Consider the following 18,063-nt stretch of genomic DNA (forward strand, 5'->3'; position numbering starts at 1 on the left):
AGAATTAAATTCGACAATATTCTGCTAATCCCCTACTTAAATACAAATTCTAATTTAAATTTATACTTTTCACTTAAAATAGTAGTTCTGTTACAGCGCTATTTCATTTTCTACTAGTGTAAAAATTATCATGATTTGTTTTATGTACGGTAGTTGCTTGTCCATTTCAAATGAAAGCACTTTGAATAGTTTAAAATAAGGAGGGGATTAGAATAATGTTAAAACTTTATTTAGATCCAGGTCATGGTGGCGCTGATTCAGGTGCAGTCGGCAATGGATTAAAGGAAAAAGACCTAACTTTAGATATCGCTTTAAGAATTAGAGATTTATTGAACAACTATAATGATGTAGTCGTTAGAATGAGTAGATCTACTGATACTGACCGTTCTTTAGCAGAACGCACGAACGATGCAAACTCATGGGGTGCTGACTACTTTTTATCGGTTCATATCAATTCTTTTAATACATCAGCGTCTGGTTACGAGGATTATATATACGATGGTTTGTCTGATACTTCTACTTCAGCTCAATATCAAAACGTTTTACATCCAGAAATCGTAAAGGTAAATGGTTTAGTTGATCGCGGTAAGAAGAAAGCTAATTTTCATGTATTACGTGAATCAAATATGCCAGCAATTCTGACTGAAAATGGATTCATTGATAATGCAAGCGATGCAGCTAAACTAAAAGACCCAAATTGGCGTCAAAAAGTAGCGCAAGGGCATGTAAATGGATTGGCAAAAGCATTTAACTTAACAGCTAAGTCTAATACTGAGATGCATAGAGTAATCGTCGACGGAGTACAAGTCGGAGCATATCAAGATGATCAAAATGTACTAAATGCAGTAGCACAATATCTTCCAACAGCAAGCAAAATACTCATTGAAAAAGTTTAAAAAATTTAACAAAAAAGACGGTCAAGCTACTAGACCGTCTTTTTTAATTGAAAAATACACTTCAAAAATGGTTATTTACTCAGTAGATTTCAATATATCTAATATATTATTTGTGTCAATTTTCTTTTTTTGTCTACCTAAACTAATAACTTGTTCACCATATTTATCTTGCAATTTATGTAATGCTTCAAATAATGGTTCTTGTTTTGCATCCTTTTCAAAAGAAAATAGATCCAATTGCTTTGATACCTCATCTTTTGGATTTAATTGAGATGCAGTTACTCCGATTAAACGTAATGCTTCTCCGTTCCAGTTTCTTTTCCAAAGGTCAAATGCTTCTTTAAATATTTCATTACCTTGTTGTACAGGCGTAGAAAGTGTTTTGCTCCGGTTAATTGTTTTCCGATCACTGAAACGAAGAGTAATTGTTACTGTGTCCGCAACTAAACCTTTCTTAATTAAACGGTCAGCAACTCGGTTAGAAAGTGCTTCAAACTTCTCTACAATCATCGGTTCTTCAAATACATCAAATGAAAATGTCGTTGATTGACCAATTGTCTTATGTGAAAGCATACGACTAGGGTCGACTTCTCGCTCATCTATTCCATTTGCCTTATTTCTTAATGATTTACCGTTTACGCCTAATAAATCTTGGATTTGCTTTTCGTTACTTTTTGCCAAATCTTCTATTGTCATAATGCCAATTTCATTTAATTTTTCTTCAGTTTTCTTACCAACGCCATGCATATCTCCTACTTTTCTGGGCCATAAAATAGTAGGAACATCTCTTTTTCGAAGAACAGTAATTCCAAGTGGTTTTTTCATATCTGAAGCAGTTTTTGCTAGAAACTTATTTGGAGCAATCCCGATACTACATGGCATATCTAGATCTTCTAACAACATTAACTGAATCATTTCAGCTATTTCAAGTGGATGACCTAGCAACTCATCACAATCAGTTATATCAATATAACCTTCATCAATTGACGCTACTTCAATTTTAGGACTTATTGCACCTAATTTTTCAAAGATTTGTCTTGAGACCTTTCGGTAAGCTTCAAAATTTGGAGTTTTCACAATCATCTCAGGACATTTTTTTCGCGCTTCCCATAATGGCATTGTTGCACGAATTCCAAAAGCTCGAGCTTCATAGCTTGCAGTTACGATAATACCCCTGCGCTCTTTTTCATTTCCGGCTACAACTACCGGTTTACCTTTTAATGATGGATCATTTGCTATTTCAACTGAAGCAAAAAATGAATTCATATCAACATGTAAAATAACTCTTCCGCTCTTTGGCGCCCATTGATTCATTGCTACACCTCCTATGCTAGTATAATATCAATTTGTTATATTTCCTATTATTTGAATTAGTGTTCCTTAAAAGGGAAAACTAGTAAAGTTTGTAGTCAAATTTTAAAAACTAATTTCTAATTATTATAACGTTTTTGGTAATAAAGGAGAAAAGCTATGCAAAGTAAAATTCAAAAAATCTCAACGAATTTATGGTTTGATACACAGGCTGAGGCAGCAGTAAATTATTACACTTCAATTTTTAAGAATTCAAAAATAGGAAGAATTACCCGTTACGGCAAGGAAAGACACGATCCAAGTGAGATGGAACAGGAAGCTGTAATGACGATCCAATTTAGTTTAGAAGGTTTAGACTTTGTTGCATTAAATGGAGGTCCACATTTTAAATTTACTGAAGCAATATCTTTCATCGTCCATTGTGATTCTCAAGAAGAGATCGATTATTATTGGGAAAAACTTTCAAAAGACGGAGACAAAAACGCACAAGTATGTGGTTGGTTAAAGGATCAATTCGGCGTTTCATGGCAAATTGTCCCCTCTATTTTACCACAATTATTAAATGACCCTAATCCTGAAAAATCTGAACGCGTGATGAAAGCAGTCCTCCAAACGAAAAATAAAATTAAACTAAACGATTTAATAAATGCTTATGAAAGTGACAGCCCCTCTTCTATTTAGAAAAGGGGTTTAACAAATTAATAAATTCCTTTGAGCCAACTTTTCTTCATAATCATACCCCAACCTAACCTTTTTCCACTTTGTACCTGCTCTATTTACTTCTCATAAAGTCTAAAAAGAGATAAAATAAACCTATCTATACTGTATTTTTTGAAATAAATGGAGGTATTATCTTTTGACTAATCAAAATCAAACAATGTATGAATATATAGGGAAAGAAAAATTGGAAGAACTAGTTGATACTTTTTATTCTTATGTGTCTAAACACGAAAGATTATCACCTATATTTCCAGGTGACTGGGAAGAAACAGCACGAAAACAAAAACTATTTTTAACACAATTTTTAGGCGGTCCACAATATTATAGTATGGAACGAGGTCATCCAAGAATGCGCGCTCGTCATTTACCGTTTCCAATTACAATTGAATTAGCTCATGACTGGTTGGATTGTATGGCAAAAGCTATGGAAGATGTAGATTTAGACGAAGAAATTAAAGATCCATTATTGCAACATCTGAGAAATGTTGCTTACCATATGGTTAACCAAGAATAATAAGTAGGGGATTAATATGATCGAAAAGCCGGTAATTTTATTTGATGGAGAATGTATTTTATGTAATGGCGCTGTTCAGTTCATAATAAAACATGACCGTAAAGGTTATTTTCATTTTGCTGCATTACAATCCTCATTTGGAGAAAAGATTATTATAGATCATCCTGAACTTAGTTCGATTGATTCAATTATTCTAATACAAAATGGAAAAATTAAATATGAATCTTCAGCAGCACTTAGGATTGCGAAACATTTAGACGGTTGGCCAAAATTATGCTTTATGTTTATAATGATTCCTAAACCAATCCGTGATTTCTTCTATCGACTTATTGCTAAAAATCGCTATAAATTTTTTGGTAAAAATGAAACCTGTATGATTCCGTCTAAAGAAATTCGTGATCGATTTTTTTTAGAATAAAGAAAACTCGCCAATTGGCGAGCTTTTAGGCAGGTAGTTGCACTTATACTTAATTTTTAAAATTGGAAACTACGTCGTTTTTTCTTATCCGCCGCCAATTTGTATTTTCTTAATGTATAAAAACAAAAGGGGACCTCTGAAAGTACTTTTACTTTAGAGGTCCCCTTCGCTTTATATATAAGTTTTTTATTCCCAAACACGCTTTAATTTAAAAAATTCCTGAATATAACCATAAAGTGAAACTGGTGACATAATCATTTGATAAAATAATAGGAAGAATAAAAATCCGATACGATTATTTCTTATTCTTAAATTTAAATTGCGGAAAACGTAATTTCGTTGGTAAAAATAAAGGATTGAGTAGCTCACGAATGTTAACGGAAGAACTAATAGTGTCATTGGACCGACTAATAAATTAATACCAAAAAAGGCTAAAATCAATCCAGGTATCCAACATAAAGTGTAAACTAAATCCAAGTAAAGCATCATTAGATTAATTCCAGTTAAATACTTTGTATAAACTTGCGGTTGCTGCCAAGGTTTGATTTCGATCAGCCCTTCAACCATACCTCTAGCCCATCTTGATCTTTGTTTAGCAAAGTGACCAAACGTTGTCGGTGCATCAGTGAATGCTACTGCTAACGGTTCAAAATAAACCTTCCATTTTTTCTGTAAAAGTCTCCAAGTTAAAACGATATCTTCTCCAATCGCATCTGGCCACCCATTAACTTCCTTTACGCAATCAGTTCTATATAAACTAAATGCCCCTTGAGCAACAAGTGTTCCTTGATACAATCCTTGCAGTCTTTTAATTGAAGCAATTCCTAAGAAGTAATCCCATTCCTGAATTTTAGTCCAAAATGTTTCACGGCTATTACGAACTAGCATAGAACCAGCAACCGCACAAACATCAGAAGGACTACTTTTCATCCTAGAAACTAAATATCTGATCGCTGAGGGATGAATTAATGTATCTGCATCTAAAGTAATAACATAAGGCGTTTTTACATAATCTAACCCCTTATTCAGTGCATTAAACTTACCCGGCTTAGATTCATGGATTAAAGTAATATTTGATTTTAACTCTTTTTGTGCTCTTATTACTTCACGATCTGTTTTATCTGTTGAATTATTATTTATTACGATAACGTTTATTTGACCAGTATAATCTTGATCTGAAATATATTTTAACGTATTAAAAATAGCTCCTTCTTCATTATAAGCCGCGACTAATACTGTAACCGAATCCGTAGGAAATTCATTTTTAAAATTAGGTTGTTTATCGAGTAGTAAACTTATTACTAAAAAAGTGCTCATATAGCCCGGAATATAAGCAATACCACCTATAATAATGATTGCAACGGGAAGGGTAACAACGTCTGATAAATCATCTAACCAAGGAATTGAAAGATAAATCGAAAAAATTAACCACATTAATGATACGACATGGCTAATCCAAAATTTCTTGTTTATTGTTAAATAATATCGAGTGCCCTTTTTGTGAATAGGAGACAAGTTAGCTTTCAATAGTCTCCCCCCTTTTTATAAAATTAAATTCTGCTTTCAAGCCGATAAAAATTATTTTATCACAATAACACTTTCGATTTCCTTAGCAACTTATGGTAAAGATACTTCGCAATAATTCATTAGATAAAATAAAAAAGAACTGAAAATTAATCAGTTCTAAAAAATAAGATTTTAATTTTTAAATGTTAAGCCTTTCTCTTCTAAAGCATTCTTAATCGCTTTGATTCCTTTCGGGCCCATACCGTGTAATTTTAATACTTCAGACTCACTTAATTTTGTAAATTGCTCTAAACTTAAGTACCCTGCTGCAGTTAAAGCTCTTATTGCTGGCTGTGATAATCCCTTTGGTAGAGAATTGTCATTCATCATATACCTCCAATTATTTAAAAACTTTTATCTAGCCGATTGATTAAATCAGTTTTCATACGATTAGTAATTGTATGATTTACATCTTTATATTTTAAAAACTGTATATCATGATTGTTTGAAGCTACAAAATCAATTTGACCATCAATTGATATTACCCTGTCCTTTTCGCCATGCAAGAAAAGAATTGGCTTATTATTGACATTCCCTGAAAATTTCGGATCATATTTTTCAATCGTTGCCAAGTAATTCTCTTCAATACTTCTTCCAGCTTTGTTACAAAAATCCTTCTCAGAAAAAACGAATGAACTTGATCCATTAATATTTATTAATCCCGCATAGCTCGTATTTGAAAAAAATATGCCGCTAGCAATAAACCCACCCATTGAGCTTCCAAAGAGTATTGTTTCTTCTTTCTTTAAATTAAGGGTATTCATTAGTTCATTTTCTTCATCAATTGTATAAAAAATCGTTTTCCAAAAATATGATTGTAAAACCTTTTGGTCAAAATGGTTGTTTAGTGCTTGTCTCGTATCATGATATTTAATTTCAGGAATAACCACTTTAAATCCAAGTGTTGATAATTCATTCCCTAAATTTATTTGAGATTCAGTGTGTTGAACCCCAGCCGTGAAACATAACAATCGTTTTATTTCTACTAAAGTGATTTGGGCAAATTTCATAAAAATTAATCATTTTTCCACCTAATTTTAATTTTTTCGGATTACTATTAAATCCTTTTAATAATAACAAAATTATTTGAATTTTGAATTGCCTAATTTATGAAAATGCTATAAAATACTTTTGTTTGTACAAAATGATATTATCTTAATCAAATTAATTAGCCTAACTACTTCACGCGGAAAAAAACGAGGATGTGTATTAAATCAATGGTTCATCATTTAAACGTATTAATTAATCACTATGGTTATTTAGGCATCATTTTAGCATTAATAGGAGGAATTATTGGTTTACCCTTACCAGATGAAATACTTTTAATATACATAGGTTATAATGTGTTTCAAGGTAGACTATCCTATGTACCATCAATAGCATGTGCCATTATTGGGATCATTTGTGGTATTTCTTTAAGTTACTTACTTGGATATATGTTTGGTTTACCATTATTAAATAAATATGGTCCAAAAGTACATATTACTGAGAAAAAAATTGAATTCACTAAAAGTTTATTTGCAAAATTTGGACCCTATATACTGATAATAGGTTTTTTTATTCCTGGAGTAAGACATTTGACAGCATATTTTGCAGCGATTAATAAATATTCTTATAAAAAGTTTTCTATGTATGGATTTGTCGGTGCAATCCTTTGGGGATTCACTTTTATTACATTAGGGAAAATTTTTGGAGAAGAATGAGATAAAGTAGCTTCTATTTTTGCAAGGTATAGTTTAGTGATTTTTCCATCTGCTTTATTAATCGCAGCTATTTTCTATTTTGTATGGAGGAAGCGATTAAGTCCAAATTAAGGATTAAATAGGATTAAAGCTTTAAGAATAGATTGTTGTATTAAAAAAGACGAGACACATAAGTGTTTCGTCTTTCTCACGTTTTTGAAAAAGAATCTGTCAATTACTTAACAATATGTGGTAAAGGAATCTGTATGTTGTTGATTTCCACTACAGGATTCTCGCTTTCCATGGGGCGAGACCTGAGCCTCCTCGGCAAGCCTGTGGGGTCTCAGCCTTCCCGCTTATCCCATAGGAGTCGAGAATCCTTCCATTCCAATCAACTTCTTCAAATTAAATGAAATTATTCTTGTACCCCCAAAAAAAGTTTACCTAATGTAGACAGCTAAAGTAAAACTCATGCCAAACATGCGAAAGTTGCATATATTCTACTAATTTTTACTCTTTATTAGATTACTGGTTATTGAAAGTAAAATCCCAATTACTACCATAAAAATACTTATTAATGCAACAGTATTATAATCGGAGGAAGGGCTATAAACCCAACAATATAAATAGATAAAGATAAAACAACTTAAACTACTTTTTAGGAAATTCCTCGTTAAATTAATTTGATTTTTCTCCCTCTATTTCATTTCATAATTCTTCAAAGATTAGCTTATAAATATTTAGTATTGTATTGGGGAAATTTGATTTTTTTTGTATTAAATTTTACTTCTCCAACTTATTGAATAAATTTACAATCTACTTTTACAGAGCAAATTTAATGATTAGCTCAAATTATAGCATTATCATCAACATGCTCTTTTAATTTAGCCACGCTTAGTTGTCAATTTTATATTTCAATATACTAAAAAGACGAAACACAAAAGTGTTTCGTCTTTTTCATTTTTATATATTATTTTGCAACTTCTTCAACGATTGCAATAACCATTTCAGCTGTTTTTACTAGTTCTTTAATTGGCATTCTTTCGTTAGTTGTGTGGATTTCTTCATAACCGATTGCTAAGTTTACGATTGGGAAACCGTGACCTGCGAATACGTTAGCATCAGATCCACCACCACTTTGTTGTAATGCAGGAGTACGTCCGATTTTTTCTGCTGCGCGTTTTGCAACTTCAACCACGTGATCTCCTTCACCAAATTTAAATCCAGGATACATAATTTGAACTTCAACTTCAGCGCGTCCACCCATTTCAGTAGCTGCTTCTTCAAATGCTGCTTTCATTTTAGCTACTTGAGCTTCCATTTTTTCACCGATTAATGAACGAGCTTCAGCTAAGATGCTCACTTTATCGCAAACGATGTTTGTTGCACTTCCACCTTCGAAACGTCCGATATTTGCAGTCGTTTCTTCGTCGATACGACCAAGAGGCATTCTAGCAATTGCTTTAGAAGCAATCGTAATCGCTGATACGCCTTTTTCAGGTGCTACACCAGCATGAGCTGTTTTACCATAAATAGTAGCAATAACTTTTGCTTGAGTTGGAGCTGCTACGATGATATTACCTACTTCTTCATCGCTATCTAATGCATATCCGAATTTAGTAGTGATTAATTTTGGATCCATTGCTTTTGCACCATGTAATCCAGATTCTTCACCAACTGAGATAATGAATTGAATTTCACCATGTTCAATATTTTGTTCTTTAATCTGTTTAGCTGCTTCTAAAAATGCTGCGATACCAGCTTTATCATCAGCTCCAAGAATAGTTGTACCATCTGTAACGATGTATCCATCTTTAATTGATGGTTTAATTCCTTTACCTGGAGTTACTGTGTCCATGTGACAAGAGAAGAAAATACCGTCTACTCCTTCTTTAGTAGCAGGAATTGTAGCAACAATATTTCCAGCACCGTGACCTGTAACACCCATTGTGTCGTCTTCAAAAACATTCATTCCAAGGGCTTCTAATTTTTGTTTTAAAACCTTTGCAATTTCAGCTTCATACTTAGTTTCAGAGTCTACTTGTACTAATTCTAAAAATTCATCGACTATACGTTGTTCATTAATCATTTTCAGTCATGCCTCCATATTGTATATGTAAAAAAATGTCTACAAAGGTATATTACCATGTTTTTTAGCTGGACGCTTTTCATTTTTGTTTTTTAGTATTTCTAAAGATTGAATTAGCTTTTTTCTAGTCATCTTTGGATCAATAATCTCATCGACTAGTCCATATTTTGCAGCTACATATGGATTTGAAAATTTCTCTTTATAAAGATCCATCCACTCCGATCTGATCTCATCAGGATGATTACTTTGAGCAATTTCTTTTCCATATAGTATATTGACAGCTCCGGCAGCACCCATTACAGCAATTTCAGCGTTTGGCCAAGCAAATACTAAATCTGCTCCAATCGATTTACTATTTAAAGCAACGTATGCCCCACCAAAAGCTTTCCTTGTAATGACTGTAACCTTTGGAACTGTTGCTTCAGAATATGCGTATAAAAGCTTTGCGCCATGCCTTATTATACCTCCATGCTCCTGTTTTACACCAGGGAAAAACCCTGTAACATCAACAAAAGTTACAATCGGTATATTAAAACTATCACAAAAACGAATAAATCTTGCTCCTTTATCGGCAGAATGTAAATCTAGTCCTCCTGCCATAAACTTGGGCTGATTACAAACTAATCCTAATACTTCACCATTTAACCTAGCAAACCCAACAACTAAATTTTTTGCAAAGCCTTGATGTACCTCCAAAAAAGAATCTTCATCTACAATCATTTCGACTATTTTTTTCACGTCATACGGCCGACTACTCTCATCAGGTATTAATTCCATTAAATCATCAATCTCTTTGTCATTCTTCATTTTAATAGGCGCTTTTTCTTCCCAATGTGAAGGTAAATAATCCAATAGGCTTCTAACTACATTTAGTGCCTCTTCTTCCGTCTTTGCATGAAAATGTGCATTACCACTAATTTCATTATGTACTTTCGCTCCACCTAAATCTTCTGCAGAAATTTTTTCACCCGTTACACTTTCAATTACCTTTGGTCCAGTTATAAACATTTGGCTACTTCCATTAACCATTATGACAAAATCAGTTATTGCAGGAGAATAAACCGCTCCCCCTGCACAAGGGCCCATTATAACTGAGATTTGTGGTACTACACCGGAATAGATCGTATTGCGATAAAAGACATGTCCATAACCATCCAAAGAAAGCACACCTTCTTGAATTCTTGCGCCACCTGAATCGTTTAAACCAATTATAGGAGCCTTGCACTTTACTGCCATGTCCATTATTTGACTAATTTTTTTTGCATGCATTTCTCCTAAAGCCCCACCAAATACTGTGAAGTCTTGAGAAAATACAAAAACCGTTCGATCATTTATCGTTCCATAGCCGGTTACGACCCCGTCACATGCTCCCGATTGCTCATCCATTCCAAAATCTGTACAACGATGCTCTACAAAACTATATAACTCTACAAAGCTACCTTCATCTAATAACAGATCTATTCTTTCTCGAGCCGTAAATTTTCCCCGTTCATGCTGTTTTTCGATCCGTTCAAATCCTCCTCCTTGCTCTATTTCAGATTTTTTTTCATACAGTCTATATAGATCATCATATTTACTCATTATACTTCCCCCTTGTTTTGAACAATTTCGATTAACATGCCAAATTGTTTAGGGTGTATAAAAACAGCTTTTGAACCATTTGTTCCATTACGAGGTGAGTGGTTAATTAAACTAAATTGACGTTTTTTAAGTTCATTTAATGATTTTTCAATATCATCAACTTGAAAAGCAATATGATGCAAACCTTCACCCTTTTTTTCAATGTATTTATGCACAGGGTTAATTGTAGTAAGTGGTTGGATTAATTCAATATTAATTTTCTTTGATTCAAAAAATGCAATTTCTACTCCTTGATCGTTTACTATTTCACGATAAGAATAAGATAATCCTAATTCAGCTTCATATTTTTTTATGCTCTCGTTTAAATCTTTCACACAAATCGCCATATGATCTATATTTGTGAACATTTCTTGACCTCTCCTTTTAACCGATGCTTTTATTACATACATATGCTAAAATAGGACAAGACTTGTATTAATCTTATAAATAATTATTAATCAAATGTAATTCTTAATTTAAGGTGGTAATCACATGAGAAAAAAAACACAAAAAATAGTCGTGATGATTATGTTAATTTCAATGCTTGCTACTACTTTACTTGCAGGTATCGCTTCTTTACTATAAAGAACTGGCGTAGAGACTATAACTATTTGACAAATACAATGGAAAAGAGGATTCATCAACAAGATTTTGAAATCTAACTGATGAATCCTCTTTATTATTTAATCGCTCCTTGTTCCCGAGCTAATTGTTCAAACGAATTTGATGATGTTGTTATATAAACCTTTGTTCCATAAGGAATTTTATCATAAAGCTCATTTACATCATTTGTGTACATCCTTACACATCCATTTGATATATACTTTCCAATCGTTGAGGGATTATTATTTCCATGTATTCCATAAATTGATCCATCCGTTCCTAACGCATCAAAACCAATCCACCTAGAGCCAAGCGGATTTTTTGGATCCCCACCTGGAATATTCTTTTTGCGCCAATAAGGATTTTTCGCTTTATATGTAATATTAAAAATACCTTCTGGCGTTAAATCTGCCGTTTTCCCAGTAGCAATTTTATAGATTCCTTGTATTTTACCGTCTTCTACGTATGCTAAATTATTTACTTCTTTATTAATAATAATAAATGGCTCACCCACTTGTGGATTTTGGCCAAGTGGCCAAACAGGACCGACTACTAAAAATAGTGCCAGAACTAATTTAAGCAAACCAATCTACTCCCTTCAAGCTAACGTTGAATATTTCCCTTTAAACTTTGACTTCATAATTAAAAAACTTTCCATTTCATTGATGATTGTTAAAACTGCTGCTCTTGTTTCAAAATCATCAGCAGTTTGTGGTAAAGGCATAGCCCGAAACATATGATAGATTTCTTCTAACTGATGCAAACAAATAACTCCACTTATAATTGGGTTTATCGAAAAGCTTAGATCATTAAAAAACTTTGCCAAAATGATCGACTGCTCATTGCTTACTTTAATGCTGCAAACTGTTTCAATTATGCGATGAATAGCAGCAAGCTGTCTTTCTCTTAATAAAAAGTATTCGTAATCCTCGTCATTCGACGATTTAAAATAATGGTTGTCTATTTCTAATTTAGAAATTTTTTTCGCTTCTTGTAGTAATTTTACTGTTTCATCATATTCTTCTAAAAAACACTTATTAGACGGCTCTTTTAAAAAAATAGAAATTTTCTCGAAAATAAAACAAAATTTAGAGTCTATTTTAACTTTAAAGCTTTTAATCTGATCGTCTAAACTAGGCATATATAAATTACAAAGTAAGGCCACTCCAATTCCTATTACAATAACGGTTAACTCATCTAATATGATTGGAATCGTTATTTTTTTTAATCCATAAAGATGAAGCATAATGACTGTACTAGTAAGAACACCTTCTTGAATTCGAAGCGCTACTAGAAATGGAATGAAAAATAATAGTAATAATCCAATTGCTAACGGTGTGTATCCAAAAATATGAAAGAAAAAAACACAAAAAAGTATGATGAGCACACATGCAGTAAACCTTCTCCAAGCTGTATCTAATGAACGTTTTTTAGTTGGTTGAATACATAATATTGTTATAGTTCCTGCAGACCCATAAAAATGAATCCCAACAGTTTGTGCTATAAAAATTGCTGCAGCACTCCCCAATGCAGTTTTCACAATTCTTGAACCAATTCTGTACATAACATCACCGTTACTATTGTTTTACTTAATATCGTAATTGATTCATTAATGGAATGTCGGACAGGAAGATATTATCTTAACTATTTTATTTTTAGAAATGGATTAGGAATGTAAAAGTTAGGAATTCTAAGAAAATGAAAAAGAGCACTATTTAAAAAGTAGTAGTGCTTTTGAAAACTAGGGGATTTTCTAATCCTTTTCTTTAATACTAATTCAAAAAAAGGTGTGAATTTATGAGTTCTAAATATTGTCATGAATCACGTTCAACTTTAACTGTTCGGGTTTTCCCTACTGATTTAAACAATCACCAAACGCTTTTTGGTGGAAAGATTCTTGCTGACATGGATATGATTTCTTCTATTACAGCTGCTAAACATTCGAGGTTAAAATGTGTCACTGCTTCAATTGATCATGTAGACTTTTTGCATCCAGTAACCGAAGAGGACTGTATTTCTTATGAGGCATTTGTTGTTGTTACTGGTACATCATCAATTGTCATTTTTGTAAAAGCAATTGCAGAAAACTTAATTACTAGTAATCGTCGAGTTGCTGCTACTTCATTTTTAACATTTGTCGGTATGAAAGATAATAAGACCGTACCAGTGCCAACAATCATTCTTGAAACCGACGAAGAACGAGAACTAGCTGAGATTGCAAAGGCACGAATTGAAAATCGTAAAAATAATAAATTAATAAGTAAAAACATTGAATCAATCATCTCTACAAAGCCTTTAAAATTAAAACAAAATAATGATTAAGGTCTAAATTACATAAAGAAAACTCGCCGATTGGCGAGCCGTCAGGCGAAGATAGAGGCGTAGTTGCACTTATACTTAAAATTGGCATCTCTCGTCGACTTTTCTTTACCGTTGCCAATTTATACTCTCTTAATGTAAAAAAAGAAACTGAAAATTTTATCTTCAGTTTCTTTTTTATGAATAAAATTATAATACTTTTTCAAGAAATAATTTTGCACGAGCAGTTTTTGGTCTTGTGAATAATTCACTTGGAGTTGAATCTTCAACTAGATTTCCTTCGTCTAAGAATAAAATTCGATCTGCTACTTCCTTTGCAAATCCCATTTCATGTGTAACGATTACCATTGTCATACCTGTGTGAGCTAAAGATTTCATTACTTCAAGTACTTCTTTTACCATCTCTGGGTCTAATGCTGAAGTTGGCTCGTCAAATAACATTACTTTTGGTTCCATCGCAAGTGCTCTTGCAATTGCAACACGTTGCTTTTGTCCACCTGATAGTTGAGGCGGATAAACATTTGCTTTCTCAAGAAGACCTACTTTATCTAAAAGCTTTTTGGCTTTCTCATCTGCCTCAGCTTTGCTCATACCTTTTACATTGATTGGAGCATACGTTATATTTTCTAGAACTGTCATATGCGGGAACAAATGAAAATGTTGAAATACCATGCCTACATCTTCACGTATTTTCATAATATTACTTTTTGGATTTGTAATTTCAATTTCATCCATCCAAATTTCACCATTCGATGGTGTTTCTAATAAATTCATACAACGTAAAAAAGTAGATTTACCAGAACCAGACGGCCCAATTACAGCTACAACAGATCCTTGCTCGATGATCGTATTAATACCTTTTAATACATGAACATTACCAAAGCTTTTATTTAAATTCGTAATTTTAATCATTTGTACGCATCTTCCTTTCAATAGATTTACCTAGAAGTGACAATAACATAATTATAATATAGTAGATTCCGGCTACAAAAATAAGTGGCTCCATAAATGAGTAAGTCTCTCCACCGACTAAAAATGCTCTTCGCATTAAATCAGATGCACCAATTACAGTAACCATAGCTGATTCTTTCGTTAAAGTAATAAACTCATTCATCAATGCTGGTAAAATATTTTTGAATGCTTGCGGTAAAATAATTTTTGACATCATTTTACGATAAGGTATTCCTAGTGCAGAAGCAGCTTCTTGTTGTCCTTTATCAACTGCTAAAATACCTGCACGAATAATTTCTGAAACATAAGCTCCGGAATTTAATCCAAAAGCTAAAACCGCTGCTGGAAACTTCTCGATATCGAAACCAACTAATTGTGGCAATCCATAATAAATGATCATTAATTGCAAAACCATCGGCGTCCCGCGAAAAATTGATGTATAAAAATCAGCTATGACAACTAACCATTTTGCACGGCTAATTTTCATTAATGCTAGTAATATTGCTAAAATTAGACCTAATAAAATTGAACAGCTAACTACAAGTAGTGTTAATTTTAGTCCGGCCAATATATATGGCATAGAAGGAACAATTTGTGAAAAATCTAAATTCATATTGTAGTACTCCTTTACGATTGACTTAAAATTTCAAAATATTTTCGACAATATCTGTTTAGATAAAGAGCACTGGTTTAGAAACCAATGCCCTTTGTTTCGTATATTTCATATCCAATGGATTGCTCATATTCTGTTAATGCTTCATCTAAGATTGCTAACCCATCATCGATTTGATTCTTCGTAACTGTTAAAGGTGGGATCATACGAATAACTTCACTGTTATTACCACAGAAATAGAATAAAACACCTTTTTCCAAAGCAAGATCAAGAATTTTAAATAATCCATCACCATCTGGTTCGTTTGTAGCAGGATTAATGATTTCAATACCGATCATTAAACCGATTGAACGAATACTTCCAATTACAGGGTGTTTTTCTTTTAATTCATTCAGTTTTTCAACTGCGTATGCTCCAACTTCTTTCGTATTATCTAATAACTTTTCTTCTTTAATAATTTCTAAAACAGCAAGTGCAGCTGTACATGCTATTGGGTTTCCTCCAAATGTTGTACCATGACTACCAAGTGGCCAAAGTTTCATTAGTTCATTTGATGCTACAGTTGCACTTAATGGAATACCATTAGCAATACCTTTTGCAATCGCCATAATATCTGGTGTCACATCAAAAGTATGTGCAGCAAACCAATCACCTGTACGTCCAAACCCAGTTTGAACCTCATCAAATATTAATAAAATATTATTTTGATCACAGATCTCTCGAATTTTCTTTAACCAAGCTTTAGGAGGGACAATATATCCACCTTCTCCAAGAACAGGCTCTACAATAACTGCAGCAACTTCTTCTGGAGTTACTTGGTGATTAAATAAACGTTTAAAATCTTTTTCTAATTGTCCAACTACATATTGTTCTTCATCATAACCTTCAGGGCATTCTGAAACATTTGCATAAGGTATTTGATAGGAACCTGATGGTTGTAAAAATTTTCGATACTTACTTTTTGAAGTAGTTACACTTAATGCCCCCATAGAACGGCCATGGAAACAACCGATAAATGAAACAATATAAGGACGTTTAGTAGCATGTTTTGCTAGTTTAATAGCTCCTTCAATTGCTTCTGTTCCACTATTTCCAAAAAAGAAAGTATCTAAGTTACCAGGAAGAATTTCAGCCAACTCATCTGCTAGTTTTAAAATCGATTCGTATATAATTACCCCAGAAGGACCATGAGCTAAAGAATCCGCTCCATCTTTAATTGCTTGCACCACTTTAGGATGACGATGTCCAACATTTGTAGTAGCAATACCAGAAGTAAAATCTAAGTACTGTTTACCATCAACACCATAATAGTAACAACCCTCTTCTTTGACTACCGGTAAGTTAGGATGATCCTTTGCCATGCTCGGTGCAAGACGTAAAGGCATTTTTTCCAATAAGTGACTCCAATCTTTCTCCATCAATAATTCCTCCCCTTATTACAACAAAAACTAAACATTTTCTATATTTTCAAATACCCTAAAATTTAGATTTTAATCTTTTAATCTCTTAAATCTCTTGCTAAGCACTTATTGTTTCTAGTAGCTTACCCTAGTCTTACTTCATTTCTCCGAACCATTTTTTTATTAATTTATCGACAGTTCCATCTTTCTTTAATTCAGTAAGAGCTTTATCAAATTTAGGTGTTAATTTACTACCTTTTGGAAGAGCTACTGCTGAACCAGACTGTTCAAAGAAATCTTGCATCATAAGACCTTGCATTTCAGTTAATTTATTAAGATAGCCGCTTGCAACAGATTGTTCGATAATTACTGCATCAAATCTTCCAGCTTTTAATTCTTCTACCATTTCAGGAATACGATTACGGTTTTCAACTTTAAATCCAACTTTTTTAGCAACTTCAATTGCTTTTGTTTCTTGAATCGAACCAGCTTGTACACCAACTGTTTTCCCTTTTAAATCACTAACACTTTTAATATTTGAATCTTTATTTATAACTACTTCATTTTGGTCCGTAAAGTATGGTGCAGTGAAATCTGCATTTTTAGCACGCTCGGGCGTCTTTTTCATACCTGCCATAATGAAATCTACTTTATCTGCATTCATAGCAGTAATTAATGAGGTAAAATCAATATCTTTTACTTTAACTGTGTAACCAGTTTTCTTACCAATCGCTTTCGCTAAATCAACATCAAAACCGACAATTTTATCATTTTGTGTGTCAATAAATTCATAAGGCTTATAATCCGCGCTCGTTCCTAAGATTAAGGTTTTATCATCTGACTTGTTACAAGCAGATAACATTCCAATTGATAATGCTGATGCAGCTAAAACTCCGACTATTTTTTTCATGATGTTTTCCCCCTAATTTTTGAAAAATTCAAATATCTTATTTCTATTATCTTTATTAAAATTCTATTAAACAACTATTTTTTTCGAATGAATAATTATTTCATAAAATGAATTTTAACACATACTAATAAATATGCAACCATATTTTTCGGTATTTCGACAAAAAATCTCTATAAACCTTAATTTTACAAGGATATTATATAAAAATATTTTTTATTAAAATTCATTATAATTATATATTTATTCAACTCAATGAATAAGTAGGTTACTTGTACACTTTTCTGATTTTTCAAAAAAGTTTTCGACAAATCTCGCAAATCTCTACATTTTCATCTACAAAATGTTTAAATTCCCCCAAATTTAAGCGTTTTCTCACTTATTCATAAAAAAAATACCATATTTTGAATGGTATTTCCGCTAAAATGATTACATTATTCATTTATAAATTATT

At 32.6% G+C, this 18,063-nt stretch carries 20 protein-coding genes; 7 read left to right on the forward strand and 13 right to left on the reverse strand.

All coding sequences use genetic code 11. From position 1 onward, the window contains the following. Window positions 1-215: 215 nt before the first annotated feature. Window positions 216-896: an N-acetylmuramoyl-L-alanine amidase family protein gene (locus CN601_RS10705; protein ID WP_098171033.1), complete on the forward strand. Its 681-nt coding sequence runs from the start codon at window positions 216-218 to the stop codon at window positions 894-896. A 75-nt stretch (window positions 897-971) separates the two neighbouring features. Here CN601_RS10705 and CN601_RS10710 read toward each other — a convergent pair whose 3' ends face one another. After that, window positions 972-2,210 (reverse strand): DNA polymerase IV, encoded by a 1,239-nt coding sequence (locus tag CN601_RS10710; RefSeq protein ID WP_098171034.1) that lies wholly within the window; start codon window positions 2,208-2,210, stop codon window positions 972-974. 156 nt (window positions 2,211-2,366) lie between these two features. Here CN601_RS10710 and CN601_RS10715 point away from each other — a divergent pair, with 156 nt between their 5' ends. The 3 genes from CN601_RS10715 to CN601_RS10725 all read left to right on the forward strand — a co-directional run bounded on the left by CN601_RS10715 (window position 2,367) and on the right by CN601_RS10725 (window position 3,859). Beyond that, complete coding sequence (locus CN601_RS10715) at window positions 2,367-2,888, forward strand: VOC family protein (RefSeq protein WP_098171035.1); 522 nt, start codon at window positions 2,367-2,369, stop codon at window positions 2,886-2,888. Window positions 2,889-3,084: 196 nt separating this feature from the next. Further along, complete coding sequence (locus tag CN601_RS10720) at window positions 3,085-3,441, forward strand: globin domain-containing protein (RefSeq protein WP_098171148.1); 357 nt, start codon at window positions 3,085-3,087, stop codon at window positions 3,439-3,441. A 16-nt stretch (window positions 3,442-3,457) separates the two neighbouring features. Continuing rightward, entirely contained in the window at window positions 3,458-3,859 is a 402-nt protein-coding gene (locus tag CN601_RS10725) for a thiol-disulfide oxidoreductase DCC family protein (protein ID WP_098121327.1), read from the forward strand. A 186-nt stretch (window positions 3,860-4,045) separates the two neighbouring features. Here CN601_RS10725 and CN601_RS10730 read toward each other — a convergent pair whose 3' ends face one another. From CN601_RS10730 to CN601_RS10740, 3 genes are all read right to left on the reverse strand, one after another. Then, window positions 4,046-5,386 (reverse strand): glycosyltransferase family 2 protein, encoded by a 1,341-nt coding sequence (locus CN601_RS10730; RefSeq protein ID WP_373604969.1) that lies wholly within the window; start codon window positions 5,384-5,386, stop codon window positions 4,046-4,048. Window positions 5,387-5,557: 171 nt separating this feature from the next. Next, a complete protein-coding gene (locus CN601_RS10735; RefSeq protein ID WP_098121328.1) occupies window positions 5,558-5,752 on the reverse strand; it encodes a helix-hairpin-helix domain-containing protein in 195 nt (64 codons plus the stop codon). Between the two features lie 17 nt (window positions 5,753-5,769). Beyond that, window positions 5,770-6,435: an alpha/beta hydrolase family protein gene (locus CN601_RS10740; protein WP_098171036.1), complete on the reverse strand. Its 666-nt coding sequence runs from the start codon at window positions 6,433-6,435 to the stop codon at window positions 5,770-5,772. A 207-nt stretch (window positions 6,436-6,642) separates the two neighbouring features. On the opposite strand from CN601_RS10740, the gene CN601_RS10745 reads away from it, so the two are divergent. After that, on the forward strand, window positions 6,643-7,128 hold the full coding sequence (locus tag CN601_RS10745) for a DedA family protein (protein ID WP_098171037.1): 486 nt from the start codon (window positions 6,643-6,645) through the stop codon (window positions 7,126-7,128). A gap of 949 nt (window positions 7,129-8,077) precedes the next feature. Here the strand turns inward: CN601_RS10745 and CN601_RS10750 are convergent. Genes CN601_RS10750 through mce form a run of 3 tightly spaced genes read right to left on the reverse strand, consistent with a single transcriptional unit; the run spans window position 8,078 to window position 11,184 of the window. Then, window positions 8,078-9,196: a M20/M25/M40 family metallo-hydrolase gene (locus tag CN601_RS10750; RefSeq protein WP_098121331.1), complete on the reverse strand. Its 1,119-nt coding sequence runs from the start codon at window positions 9,194-9,196 to the stop codon at window positions 8,078-8,080. A 39-nt stretch (window positions 9,197-9,235) separates the two neighbouring features. Beyond that, window positions 9,236-10,777 (reverse strand): acyl-CoA carboxylase subunit beta, encoded by a 1,542-nt coding sequence (locus CN601_RS10755; RefSeq protein WP_373604970.1) that lies wholly within the window; start codon window positions 10,775-10,777, stop codon window positions 9,236-9,238. Then, window positions 10,777-11,184 (reverse strand): methylmalonyl-CoA epimerase, encoded by a 408-nt coding sequence (gene mce, locus CN601_RS10760; RefSeq protein WP_179865520.1) that lies wholly within the window; start codon window positions 11,182-11,184, stop codon window positions 10,777-10,779. The genes CN601_RS10755 and mce overlap by 1 nt, the downstream gene beginning before the upstream one ends. A 124-nt stretch (window positions 11,185-11,308) precedes the next feature. Here mce and prli42 point away from each other — a divergent pair, with 124 nt between their 5' ends. After that, window positions 11,309-11,401, forward strand: a complete 93-nt coding sequence (prli42, locus tag CN601_RS26930) for a stressosome-associated protein Prli42 (RefSeq protein WP_172443946.1) — start codon at window positions 11,309-11,311, stop codon at window positions 11,399-11,401. A 94-nt stretch (window positions 11,402-11,495) separates the two neighbouring features. Here the strand turns inward: prli42 and CN601_RS10765 are convergent, their stop codons facing one another. Next, a complete protein-coding gene (locus tag CN601_RS10765; RefSeq protein ID WP_098171040.1) occupies window positions 11,496-12,002 on the reverse strand; it encodes a L,D-transpeptidase in 507 nt (168 codons plus the stop codon). Between the two features lie 15 nt (window positions 12,003-12,017). Then, window positions 12,018-12,983, reverse strand: coding sequence for an aromatic acid exporter family protein (locus CN601_RS10770; RefSeq protein ID WP_098171041.1), 966 nt, complete (start codon window positions 12,981-12,983; stop codon window positions 12,018-12,020). Between the two features lie 233 nt (window positions 12,984-13,216). Between CN601_RS10770 and CN601_RS10775 the strand changes: the two genes are divergently transcribed. Continuing rightward, entirely contained in the window at window positions 13,217-13,741 is a 525-nt protein-coding gene (locus tag CN601_RS10775; protein WP_098171042.1) for an acyl-CoA thioesterase, read from the forward strand. 186 nt (window positions 13,742-13,927) lie between these two features. Here the strand turns inward: CN601_RS10775 and CN601_RS10780 are convergent, their stop codons facing one another. The 4 genes from CN601_RS10780 to CN601_RS10795 all read right to left on the reverse strand — a co-directional run bounded on the left by CN601_RS10780 (window position 13,928) and on the right by CN601_RS10795 (window position 17,612). Continuing rightward, window positions 13,928-14,650, reverse strand: coding sequence for an amino acid ABC transporter ATP-binding protein (locus CN601_RS10780; RefSeq protein WP_098121337.1), 723 nt, complete (start codon window positions 14,648-14,650; stop codon window positions 13,928-13,930). Continuing rightward, window positions 14,643-15,302, reverse strand: coding sequence for an amino acid ABC transporter permease (locus CN601_RS10785; RefSeq protein WP_098121338.1), 660 nt, complete (start codon window positions 15,300-15,302; stop codon window positions 14,643-14,645). Before CN601_RS10785 ends, CN601_RS10780 begins: the two co-directional genes overlap by 8 nt. 77 nt (window positions 15,303-15,379) lie before the next feature. Then, window positions 15,380-16,720 carry an aspartate aminotransferase family protein gene (locus CN601_RS10790; RefSeq protein WP_098171043.1) on the reverse strand — a complete coding sequence of 447 codons (1,341 nt, stop codon included), beginning with the start codon at window positions 16,718-16,720 and terminating at the stop codon, window positions 15,380-15,382. 136 nt (window positions 16,721-16,856) lie between these two features. Continuing rightward, a complete protein-coding gene (locus CN601_RS10795; protein WP_098121340.1) occupies window positions 16,857-17,612 on the reverse strand; it encodes a transporter substrate-binding domain-containing protein in 756 nt (251 codons plus the stop codon). Between the last annotated feature and the right edge of the window lie 451 nt (window positions 17,613-18,063).

Origin of the sequence: Bacillus sp. AFS017336 (genome assembly GCF_002555445.1) — a bacterium.
Lineage (GTDB): Bacteria > Bacillota > Bacilli > Bacillales > Bacillaceae_G > Gottfriedia.

Coding starts and splice junctions, on each gene's coding strand:
- CN601_RS10745 (WP_098171037.1), top strand. CDS start 6,643: ATGGTTCATCATTTAAACGTATTAATTAATCACTATGGTTATTTAGGC.
- CN601_RS10795 (WP_098121340.1), bottom strand. CDS start 17,612: ATGAAAAAAATAGTCGGAGTTTTAGCTGCATCAGCATTATCAATTGGA.
- CN601_RS10755 (WP_373604970.1), bottom strand. CDS start 10,777: ATGAGTAAATATGATGATCTATATAGACTGTATGAAAAAAAATCTGAA.
- CN601_RS10735 (WP_098121328.1), bottom strand. CDS start 5,752: ATGAATGACAATTCTCTACCAAAGGGATTATCACAGCCAGCAATAAGA.
- CN601_RS10710 (WP_098171034.1), bottom strand. CDS start 2,210: ATGAATCAATGGGCGCCAAAGAGCGGAAGAGTTATTTTACATGTTGAT.
- CN601_RS10770 (WP_098171041.1), bottom strand. CDS start 12,983: ATGTACAGAATTGGTTCAAGAATTGTGAAAACTGCATTGGGGAGTGCT.
- CN601_RS10785 (WP_098121338.1), bottom strand. CDS start 15,302: ATGAATTTAGATTTTTCACAAATTGTTCCTTCTATGCCATATATATTG.
- CN601_RS10715 (WP_098171035.1), top strand. CDS start 2,367: ATGCAAAGTAAAATTCAAAAAATCTCAACGAATTTATGGTTTGATACA.
- CN601_RS10725 (WP_098121327.1), top strand. CDS start 3,458: ATGATCGAAAAGCCGGTAATTTTATTTGATGGAGAATGTATTTTATGT.
- CN601_RS10705 (WP_098171033.1), top strand. CDS start 216: ATGTTAAAACTTTATTTAGATCCAGGTCATGGTGGCGCTGATTCAGGT.
- CN601_RS10775 (WP_098171042.1), top strand. CDS start 13,217: ATGAGTTCTAAATATTGTCATGAATCACGTTCAACTTTAACTGTTCGG.
- CN601_RS10790 (WP_098171043.1), bottom strand. CDS start 16,720: ATGGAGAAAGATTGGAGTCACTTATTGGAAAAAATGCCTTTACGTCTT.
- CN601_RS10740 (WP_098171036.1), bottom strand. CDS start 6,435: ATGAAATTTGCCCAAATCACTTTAGTAGAAATAAAACGATTGTTATGT.
- CN601_RS10750 (WP_098121331.1), bottom strand. CDS start 9,196: ATGATTAATGAACAACGTATAGTCGATGAATTTTTAGAATTAGTACAA.
- prli42 (WP_172443946.1), top strand. CDS start 11,309: ATGAGAAAAAAAACACAAAAAATAGTCGTGATGATTATGTTAATTTCA.
- CN601_RS10780 (WP_098121337.1), bottom strand. CDS start 14,650: ATGATTAAAATTACGAATTTAAATAAAAGCTTTGGTAATGTTCATGTA.
- mce (WP_179865520.1), bottom strand. CDS start 11,184: ATGTTCACAAATATAGATCATATGGCGATTTGTGTGAAAGATTTAAAC.
- CN601_RS10720 (WP_098171148.1), top strand. CDS start 3,085: ATGTATGAATATATAGGGAAAGAAAAATTGGAAGAACTAGTTGATACT.